A 9,656-nucleotide genomic window follows, 5' to 3' on the forward strand; every position below is an offset into this window, starting at 1 on the left:
CGGCCGCGAGGTGGCCGGCAGCACCCTAGGGCTGGTCGGCTTCGGCGCCATCGCCCGTGAGACGGCCGGCGGGCCCTGGCCCTGGACATGCGGGTGGCGGCCTTCGATCCCCATCGCGATGCGACGGCCCCCGAATGGACCGGCATCGTGCGCCACGATGACCTGGCCACGCTGCTGGCCGAGGCCGACGTGGTCAGCCTCCACGTGCCGTTGACCGAGGCGACCCGCCACCTCATCGATGCCCGGGCCCTGGGGCGCATGAAGCCCGACGCAGTCCTGGTCAACGCCGCCCGCGGCGGGAGTCTCGACGAGGCCGCCCTGGCCGCAGCCCTGCGCGAGGGCCAACTGGCCGGCGCCATGCTGGATGTCTTCGAGCAGGAGCCGCTGCCGGCGGGTTCGGTGCTCGAGGGCGTACCGAACCTGATTCTCACCCCTCACATCGCCGGCGTGACCGAGGAGTCCAATGCCCGCATCAGCCAGATGACCGCCGATCACGTGCGGGACATGTTGGCCCAGCCGGCGGGGGTGACCTTATGAGCGTCGCTCTTACCCTTGGCCTCGACGAGGCACGCGCCCTGGCCATGTCAGCCATGCGTGGTCGCGGTTTTGCCGATACCGAGGCTGCCGTCACCGTCGAGGCACTGCTGGGGGCGGAGCTAGACGGCCTGCCTTCCCATGGCCTCTCGCGTCTGCCGTTCTATCTGGACCAGGCGGCTAGCGGCAAGGTCGTGGCGTCGGCGGTGCCTCGCCTCGATACCGACGGAGCCGTGGTACGGGTCGATGCATGCCACGGCCTGGCCTTCCCGGCTGTGGCGATGGGACTGGAAGCGGGTATCGAGTGTGCCACCCGGCTGGGTCTGGCGGCGGTCTCCATCGCCCGTTCCCATCACTTCGGTGTGGCGGGGGCGCCGGTGGAGGCCGCCGCCCGCCAGGGATACCTGGCCTTGGCCTTCAGCAACTCGCCCGCGGCCATGGCGCCCTGGCGGGTAGTATGCTCCCGGCGGGTGACGCCAAGGGCGCGGCTCTGGCGCTGATGGTGGAACTGCTCGCCGCGGGGCTCTCAGGCAGCCACTTTGGCTTCCAGGCGAGTTCCTTCTTCGATGCCGAGGGAGAACCGCCGGGAATCGGCCAGCTCATCCTGCTGATCAATCCGGGACGCTTCTCGCCCGGGCTCGTCGAGCACGCCGAGACGCTGTTCGCGGCCATGCAGGACCAGCCCGGCGTCCGGCTGCCGGGGGAGCGCCGCTATCGGCAGCGTCGGCAGGAGGAGAGCCGGCTGACCCTGCCCGCATCCCTGGTGGACGCCCTAGAGGCCCACGCCACGGCGGTTTGATCCCTCAGTCGACCGCTGCCACAGGCCCGGTCGAGTCGCGTAGCACGAGGGGAGCCTCCAGCAACCGGCGGTGTGGCGGTGTCTCGCCGCCGATGCACGCGATCAGGGCATCGGCCACCTGGCGACCGATCTCGCTGGCCGGCACGGCGACCGTGGTCAGCGGCGGCGACATGAACCGCGCCTGCGGGAGGTCGTCGAAGCCGGTGATCGAGAGGGTCTCGGGGACGCGCATGCCTGCCCGCTGGGCGGCCAGCATGACCCCGAAGGCGAGAGTGTCGTTCCCGCAGAGGATCGCGGTGGGCGGCGCCTCCAGTTCCATCAGGATCTCGAAGGCCTGGGCACCCTCGGCTATGCCATAGTTCACCGTGATGATGCGCTCCGGCGGCAGGGCACAGCCGGCTTCCTGTGCTGCTTGCAGGAAACCCTCCAGACGGGCCCGGGCCCGGTCGTTGCCCTCGGTGGGAGCACTGACCACCGCCAGTCGACGGTGGCCCAGCGTCAGTAGGTGATCCGCCAGGCGATGCGCCGGAGCAGCGTTGTCGAAGCCGATGCTGGGCCACTCGGGGGCGTCCTCGCCGTTCCAGCAGGTCTGGAAGGGCAAGCGACGTCGCTCGAGCAGGGCATGTACTGCGGGGCGGTGATCATGGCCGATCAGAATGACCCCATCGACGCCCTGCTGGACAAGGGTACGCAAGGCTTGTAGCTCGTCATCCAGGTCATAGCGGTAGGTGGCGATCAGTAGGCGACAGTCGTGGCGCTTGAGGCGCTGCTCGAGGCTGTCAATCATGGTGCTGAAGATGGGGTTGTCCAGCGTCGGGACCAGTGCCCCGATGGCCCCGATGCGCCGAGAGGCCAGCGCCCGGGCGGTACCGTCGGGCACATAGCCGAGCCGGTCGATGGCGGCCTCGACTCTCTCGCGCAACTGATCGCTGACGTGTGGGGCCTGATTGAGGACCCGCGATACCGAGGCCGTCGAGACGCCAGCCTCCCGGGCGACGTCTTCCAGCAGCGTGCGCTGCGTCTCCTTGTTCATTGCGTCTCGAGCTCCTTTGCAGGCTCACCGCCGTCCTTGGCGGGGACGGTTGAGGCGGGCATTTTTTTCTGGACAAGTCATGTAGAGGAGTCTAGCTTGAGAATACAGCTTGTAAGCGCTTACAAATTGCTTGCCATCAGTATAGGCCCCCCCGAGGTATCGGCAAGCCAGGCGCTGCATTCTGGGCCGGTCGAGGTGCGCGGGGTCTCACCGGGCTAATGACAACAAGACACCGCAGGAGCCACGCGAAATGCCGGACTCGCCACGCAAGGCAGCAGGTAACGGGGTCAGCAGCGGCCTGATGTGGTTGGCGCTGGGCCTGTTCACCATCTTCTTCCTCAACGTCGCCATGCAACGCTTCTGGCCGGGGCTATACGACATCGCTCCAGCTCTGGAAGCGGCTCTGATGGTGGTTGCGACCGCCTGTTTCATCTCTGGATGTCTAAGGCTCGAATCACGACAGTCCTCCATGTCATGACCGAGTGTCTGGCTCAGTATCAACAACAATCATGAGGAGCACGCTGATGTCACCCTTCAAGATTCCCTTCTCCCGAGAGCCCGAGGCCACCGGTACCCCCTCCCGGCCTGAACGCCGCCAGTTCATGGGCGCCGTGGCTCGCTACGGCTTCAGCGCCGCGGTGATCGGCGCAGTTGGCGGCACCCTGTTCTCCGAGCGCGCCATGGCGGCGACATCCCAGGAGGAAAACGAACGCGAGGCCGCCGCCGAGACCACCCTGGTGATGGCCACCGGCTATACCCTGGGAGCCTCACGGGCCTATCCGATCATGCAGCTCAATTTCAAGGAGAATCTGCAGAACTTCACTGGAGGCCGGCTCTACGTCAAGCTGTCGCCCGGCGGCCAGCTGGGGGCGGGCGGCGCTCTGATCACCAAGGTGCAGAACGGCACCATCGCCATGGCCCAGCACTCCATCTCCAACCTCTCGGCGTTTGCCCCTGAGGTCGATCTGATCAATATCCCCTACTGGTGCGGCGAGAACCAGCGCCTGGTCAACCTGGTTACTTCCCAGAGCTGGCGCGATGTCGTCCATCACAAGGTCGAGGAGCGTGGTTTCAAGGTGCTCAACTACATCTGTATCGACCCGCGGACCGTGGCGGTGCGCGATGGCCTGCTCGACGGTCCAGTGCGGACTCCCGATGACATCGAGGGCATCAAGTTTCGGGTGCCGTCCTCGGAGATCCTGCAGAAGGTCTATCGCCTGGCCGGTGCCAATCCGACGCCGGTGGCCTGGGGCGAGACCTCTTCGGCGATGAAGCAGGGGGTCGCTGATGCCCTGGATCCCAGCGTCCAGGCGCTGCTGGTGTTCGGCTTCACCGACGTGCTGTCAAGCATCTCCACCATCCAGTCGGTCCCCGATGCCCAGGTGTACACCTGCAACAAGGCATGGTTCGACGGCCAGCCCGCGGCGATCCAGGAAGGCATCCTGCAGGCCGCCGATGTCACCTTCCGCGAGAACCTCGCCAAGGTGCCGGCGGCGCGGGCCTATGCCTACTACCAGATGCGCGAGGCCGGGGTCTCGATCTACTCGCCCACCGAGGATGAGCTTGCCCAGTGGAAGGAACGCTGTGGCCACCAGCTGCCGGCCTGGGAAGACACCAAGCGTGAGCTGGCCGGGTCACTGGAGGTGTTTGAAGAGCTCTTGGCCGCTACGGAGGTGTCGAATGGCTACTACGTCGACAGCAACACCTAAGAAGGGGGCCTGGCATGCCTTTCGAATGCGCTGTGACCGTATCGACCGCAAGAGCGAACGCTGGCTTCTGCTGACCTTCTATGCACTGATCATCCTGACGGTCGCCATCGAGGTCATCCGTCGCTTTGCCCTGAACTACTCGTCGGTGTGGGGAGAGGAACTGGCCCGATACGCCTTCATCTACCTGGCCTGGATCGCCGCTGCGGCGGCGGTCCGTGATCGCGCCCATATCCGCATCGATGTGCTGGTCAATCTGGGCGGCCCCCGGATGCAGCGCCTGGCCTGGTGGCTCTCCGATATCGCGACGCTGGTGCTGGCCGTATGGGCACTGTGGCTATCGGTCTCGCCGGTGCTGACATCGCTGAACTTCGGCTCGGTGACTCCCGGGATGCGTCTGTCCCAGGCCGTATTCCTGATGGCGATTCCCATCGGATTCCTGCTGATAGCGTCGCGGGTGGTACAGACGATGCTCGCGGACATCCGCCGCATGCGTCGCGGTGAACCGCCTTTCGACGGCCACAAGTTGTTCGACTGAGGAGGTCTGTCATGGAATTTCTTGCAGTGCAGCAGGCCGCCGCGGACCTGGGCTGGACCTTCTACGGGCCTCTGGCGGTCCTGGTCGGGCTGATCGTGTTCGGCGTACCGGTCTGGGTATCTATCGGACTCGGCACCCTGGGCATGCTGACGATGACCGAGACGTTGCCGCTGTCGGTGTTCGGCGAGTCGTTGTTCGAGGGCATTAATGCCTTCGCGCTGATCGCCGTGCCGCTGTTCATCCTCACCGGGGATGCGCTGGTACGTTCCGGGCTCTCGGACAAGCTGCTCGACGTGGCCGAGGCCAGTGTCGGCGGCATGCGCACGGGGCTTGGCAGTTCCACCACTCTCGGCTGTGGCTTCTTCGCCTGCATCTCGGGGTCCGATGCCGCCGGCGCGGCGGCGGTGGGGCGCATGACCATCCATCGTCTGGTGGAGCGCGGCTATCCCTTGCCGGCGGCTTGCGCCCTGGTGGCCTCGGGCGCCTGTACCGGGATTCTGATCCCGCCCTCGATCGCCTATATCGTGATGGGCCTGGTGCTCGGGATGTCGGCTTCGACCCTCTTCCTGGCCGCCGCCATCCCCGGGGTGCTGGTGATGCTCTCGGTGATGGTCACCAATGTCGTGATCAACCGCCTGCATGGCTTTGAGGGAGACCGGGCGCCCTTCTCCTGGCGCCGCTGGGTGGCCACGGTATGGGATGCACGCTGGGCGTTGTTCGTCCCGGTGGTGATCCTGGGCGGCATCTATTCGGGGCTCTTCACTCCGACCGAGGCGGCTTCGGTGGCAGTAGTGGTGGTGGTGCTGATTGGCCTTCATCAGGGCAGGCTGACCTTGGGGGACATTCCGCGGATGCTGGAGTCTTCGGCAAGGGTGTGTGGCGTCATCGTGCCGATCATTGCCGTGTCGCTCCCCCTGGCACAGACGCTGGCCAGCCTGGATATTCCCCAGACGCTGGTGAGCGGCATCGGCGGCCTGACCGACTCTCCGTCGATGATGATCCTGCTGATGATCGGCATCCTGATCCTGGCAGGCTGCGTCATGGAGACCACGCCCAATATCGTGATCCTGGCGCCTCTGCTGCTGCCGGTGGCCCAGCAGGCAGGCATGAACGACTTCCATTTCGCGATTCTGATGGTGACCACCCTGGGACTGGGCTTCATCACGCCGCCGCTGGGGCTCAACCTCTTCGTTGTGTCGGGACTGACGCGCTGCTCGATACTGGCCATCGCCCGCTATGCCTTCCCGTTCGTGCTGGGCATGCTGCTGGTGGTGCTGCTGATCGCCTTCGTACCCTGGCTATCGACCTGGGGGCTGTAGACAGGCTCAACCACGCCGACTGCGAAGAGTATCCTTCCGAATCAATATTGTAAGCGCTTACAAGAATGGCGCGCCGCTATAGACACAGTCCCTGGTGATGGCCGCGATACGTCGTAGCCGCCAGGGCAGGGCGGCGGAGGTTACGACCGCCCAGCAGCGAGATCCGGCCCCATAGGGCGCGGTGAACAATGACAAGCAACCAAGCGAGAGGAAATACCAATGGCGATTCACTACTACAAGAAGGCCGAGAAGAATGCGTCTACCGGCTACGACCAGACCCAGGAGACCGTTTCCCGCATGCTGGCCGAGATCGAGGCTGAGGGTGAGAGCAAGGCGAAGGAGTATTGCCGGAGCCTGGATGGCTGGGAGGGAGATGTCGTGGTCGGCCGCGAACAGATCGAGGCGGCCAAGGCCAAGGTGCCCGAGCAGCTCAAGCAGGACATTAACTTCGCCTACGAGCGGGTGAGCCGCTTCGCCGCCGCCCAGCGTGACAGCATCGGCGAATTCGAGTCCGAGCTGTCGCCGGGGCTGTTCGCCGGCCAGAAGCTGATCCCGATGGAGACCGCGGGCTGCTATGTGCCCGGTGGGCGCTACGCCCATATCGCCTCGGCGATCATGAGCGTGGCCACCGCCAAGACGGCGGGCGTCAAGAATGTCGTGGCCTGTTCCGTGCCCCGCGACGAGAACGGTATCCACCCGGCGATCCTCTACGCCATGGACCTGGCCGGGGCCGACACCATCCTGCAGATGGGAGGGGTACAGGGTATCGCCTCCATGGCCTTCGGGCTCTTCACTGGCAAGCCGGCCGATATCCTGGTTGGCCCCGGCAACCGCTTTGTGGCGGAGGCCAAGCGGCAGCTCTTCGGCCGCTGTGGCATCGACATGTTTGCCGGTCCCACCGAAATCGGCATCATCGCGGACCAGGACGCGGACCCGGCGATCGTTGCCGCCGACCTGGTGGGCCAGGCCGAGCACGGGCCGGATTCCCCGGCCTGGCTGTTCACCACCTCACGTGAGCTGGCCGACGCCGTGACCGCGCAGATGCCGGGCCTGATCGAGGCGCTACCGGAGACCCAGCGCAAGGCAGCGGATGCCGCGTGGCGCGATTACGGCGAGATCATCCTCTGCGAGACCCGGGAGGAAGTCGTCGAGGTCAGCGACCGCTATGCCTCGGAACACCTGGAGCTGCAGGTCGCTGATCTCGACTGGTGGATGGATCGGCTCACCAGCTACGGGTCGCTGTTCGTTGGTGAGGAGGCCAGCGTGGCGTTCGGCGATAAGTGTTCCGGGACCAACCACATCCTGCCGACCAAGGGGGCCGCTCGCTATACCGGCGGCCTGTGCGCTCAGAAGTTCCTCAAGATCGTCACCTATCAGCGCCAGAGCCGCGAGGCCACCCGCAGCGTGGCGGCGGCGACCGCTCGCCTGTCCCGCTGCGAGGGAATGGAAGGGCATGCGCGCACCGGTGATGTCCGCCTGGCCAAGTATTATCCGGACGAGACCTTTGACCTGGTGATTCCCGAGGAGGTGTGAGATGCGGCCAAGCTTCGATCTCGACGGCCGGGTGGCCCTGGTCACCGGGGGGAGCAGCGGTCTGGGGCGCGCCATGGCCGAGGCCCTGGCCGCCGCCGGCGCCCGGGTAGTGGTCGCCGCGCGTCGGCGTGAGGCCCTGGAGGAGAGCGTGGCGGCTATCGAGGCGCAGGGTGGCCAGGCGGCCGCCCTCGTCATCGATCTCGCCGATCCCCTGGCTCTGGACGAGGCCGCCCGTCGGGCGGCCGAGCCCTTCGGTACGGTACACATCCTGGTCAACGCCGCCGGCGTCAACCTGCGACAGCCCATTGAGGAGGTCGACCTGGCTGCCTGGCAGCTGACGCTGCAGCTGCACCTGGGCACCCCCTTTTTCCTCTCACGGGCCCTGGTGCCTGGCATGCGGGAGCAGGGCTACGGGCGCATCATCAACCTGGCCTCGCTGCAGTCCCAGCGGGCCTTTCCCGATAGCGCGCCCTACGGGGCCGGAAAGGGGGGCATCGTGCAGCTGACCCGGGCCATGGCCGAGGCCTGGTCGCGGTATGGCATCAACACCAATGCCATCGCCCCGGGCTTCTTCCCCACCGAGCTGACGGCGCCGGTCTTTGACGACCCCGACTCGGCAGAGGCCCTGGCCGGGCGCACCGCCATCGGCCGCAACGGCACCATGGAGGACATCGCCGGCCCGACGGTCTTCCTGGCTTCCCCGGCCGCCGGCTATGTCACCGGCCAGACCCTCTACGTCGATGGTGGCTTCACTGCCAAATGAGTTCACACCGCTAGGAGAGCGTGTCATGCAAGCACTCTATTATGTCGGGCCCGAGCGGCTCGAATTGCGCGAGACCGAGGAAGCCCCGCTGGCCGAGGGCGAATCCCGGGTGCGCATCCAGGCCACCGGCATCTGCGGCTCCGACCTGCATGCCTTCCATGGCCATGATCCGCGTCGCCAGCCGCCGCTGATCCTCGGCCACGAGGCCGCCGGTGAGGTCATCGAAGGGGCCCTGGCAGGCAAGCGCGTGACCATGAACCCGCTGATCGTATGCGGTCACTGTGACCACTGCCTCGAAGGTCGCCAGAACCTCTGCAGCAATCGCACCATGATTGGCATGACCCGACCCGGCACCTTCGCCGAGACCCTGACCATCCCCGATCACTGCCTGATCGAGTTGCCGGACTCGCTGTCCGCCGTGGCAGCGGCACTGACCGAGCCGGCGGCCACCGCGCTGCATGGCATCAACCGACTGGAACGGGCTCTGTCGCGGCCGCTTTCCGAGGCTCGGGTGCTGGTCATCGGCGCCGGTGCCGTGGGCCTGCTGGCCGGACTGATCCTGCGCCACAAGGGCGTGCGCTACCTGCGACTCGCCGACACCAACCCGCTGCGCCGGCAAACCGCCGAACAGGCCGGTCTCGCGACTTTCGACCCGCGGGACGAGTCGCCGGACGCGGATATGTTCGAGGCCGTATTCGATTGCGTCGGGGCAGCGCCCACCCGGGGCATGGCCGTGCAGGCCGTGCGACCCGGCGGGGCCGTCATGCACCTCGGCCTGCAGGATAACGAGGGGGGCCTGGATGTCAGGGCCATCACCCTCAAGGAGGTGACTTTCCTCGGCGCCTATACCTATACACCTTCAGACCTGCGAGCCACTGTCGACTTGTTGGACTCCCAGGCTCTCGGGGCCCTGGACTGGGTAGAAGTGCGCCGGCTCGAGGAGGGGGCCGACGCCTTTGCCGAACTCGTCGCAGGGCGCACTTCAGCCGCCAAGGTGATTCTCGAGCCGTGATACGCCCGTGTCGTTCTCGGCGAGGCCAGGCCGTGCCGCCAGGGCGTCGTAAGCGAACGTGAAGGCGCGCTCGTCACCCGCCGTGGGCACTGCCACATCGGCCCTCGGGTCATCTTGGAGCCGCTCCGCATCGACATTGGGGCATAGGCAGACCTGCGATCAGGAAAGCATGACAATGAGACCGCAGAACTTCGCAACATCAGCGGCAGGGTGGCCATCTCGACTGCGCCGCCGGCTCGTCGACTGTCGTGCCACCGGAAGGGGGCTGCTGTTGTGCATCACAATCGCCCTGGCCACGACCTTCATTGCCGATCATTATGGGGGCCCGACGTTGCTCTACGCCCTGCTGTTCGGCATGTCGCTGCACTTCCTGAGCGAGGAGGGGCGCTGTCGCGAGGGCATCGAGTTCGCCGCCCGCA

Annotated in this window: 11 protein-coding genes; 10 read left to right on the forward strand and 1 reads right to left on the reverse strand. The window is 66.3% G+C overall.

The features are described 5' to 3' along the window. Positions 1–93: 93 nt before the first annotated feature. Genes EKG36_RS20765 through EKG36_RS20775 form a run of 3 tightly spaced genes read left to right on the forward strand, consistent with a single transcriptional unit; the run spans position 94 to position 1,333 of the window. Positions 94–537, forward strand: coding sequence for an NAD(P)-dependent oxidoreductase (locus EKG36_RS20765; protein ID WP_246007485.1), 444 nt, complete (start codon positions 94–96; stop codon positions 535–537). Next, a complete protein-coding gene (locus tag EKG36_RS20770; RefSeq protein ID WP_246007486.1) occupies positions 534–1,034 on the forward strand; it encodes an Ldh family oxidoreductase in 501 nt (166 codons plus the stop codon). The genes EKG36_RS20765 and EKG36_RS20770 overlap by 4 nt, the downstream gene beginning before the upstream one ends. Next, a complete protein-coding gene (locus EKG36_RS20775) occupies positions 992–1,333 on the forward strand; it encodes an Ldh family oxidoreductase (protein ID WP_246007487.1) in 342 nt (113 codons plus the stop codon). Before EKG36_RS20770 ends, EKG36_RS20775 begins: the two co-directional genes overlap by 43 nt. A gap of 4 nt (positions 1,334–1,337) precedes the next feature. Here the strand turns inward: EKG36_RS20775 and EKG36_RS10240 are convergent, their stop codons facing one another. Next, a complete protein-coding gene (locus EKG36_RS10240; protein ID WP_126483698.1) occupies positions 1,338–2,366 on the reverse strand; it encodes a LacI family DNA-binding transcriptional regulator in 1,029 nt (342 codons plus the stop codon). 250 nt (positions 2,367–2,616) lie between these two features. On the opposite strand from EKG36_RS10240, the gene EKG36_RS10245 reads away from it, so the two are divergent. From EKG36_RS10245 to EKG36_RS10275, 7 genes are all read left to right on the forward strand, one after another. Continuing rightward, the gene (locus tag EKG36_RS10245; protein WP_126483700.1) at positions 2,617–2,844 is read left to right on the forward strand and encodes a hypothetical protein; all 228 of its coding nucleotides are present in this window, start codon (positions 2,617–2,619) and stop codon (positions 2,842–2,844) included. A 46-nt stretch (positions 2,845–2,890) separates the two neighbouring features. Next, entirely contained in the window at positions 2,891–4,075 is a 1,185-nt protein-coding gene (locus EKG36_RS10250) for a TRAP transporter substrate-binding protein (protein ID WP_126483702.1), read from the forward strand. 25 nt (positions 4,076–4,100) lie between these two features. Beyond that, the gene (locus tag EKG36_RS10255) at positions 4,101–4,610 is read left to right on the forward strand and encodes a TRAP transporter small permease (protein ID WP_126483704.1); all 510 of its coding nucleotides are present in this window, start codon (positions 4,101–4,103) and stop codon (positions 4,608–4,610) included. Positions 4,611–4,621: 11 nt separating this feature from the next. Beyond that, positions 4,622–5,929, forward strand: a complete 1,308-nt coding sequence (locus EKG36_RS10260) for a TRAP transporter large permease (protein ID WP_126483706.1) — start codon at positions 4,622–4,624, stop codon at positions 5,927–5,929. 219 nt (positions 5,930–6,148) lie between these two features. Beyond that, complete coding sequence (hisD, locus tag EKG36_RS10265) at positions 6,149–7,462, forward strand: histidinol dehydrogenase (protein WP_126483708.1); 1,314 nt, start codon at positions 6,149–6,151, stop codon at positions 7,460–7,462. Position 7,463: 1 nt separating this feature from the next. After that, positions 7,464–8,225 carry an SDR family NAD(P)-dependent oxidoreductase gene (locus tag EKG36_RS10270; RefSeq protein ID WP_126483710.1) on the forward strand — a complete coding sequence of 254 codons (762 nt, stop codon included), beginning with the start codon at positions 7,464–7,466 and terminating at the stop codon, positions 8,223–8,225. A 25-nt stretch (positions 8,226–8,250) separates the two neighbouring features. Continuing rightward, positions 8,251–9,237, forward strand: coding sequence for an alcohol dehydrogenase catalytic domain-containing protein (locus EKG36_RS10275; RefSeq protein WP_126483712.1), 987 nt, complete (start codon positions 8,251–8,253; stop codon positions 9,235–9,237). Positions 9,238–9,656 lie beyond the last annotated feature (419 nt).

Source organism: Halomonas nitroreducens (assembly GCF_003966155.1).
Classification (GTDB): Bacteria; Pseudomonadota; Gammaproteobacteria; order Pseudomonadales; family Halomonadaceae; genus Halomonas; species Halomonas nitroreducens.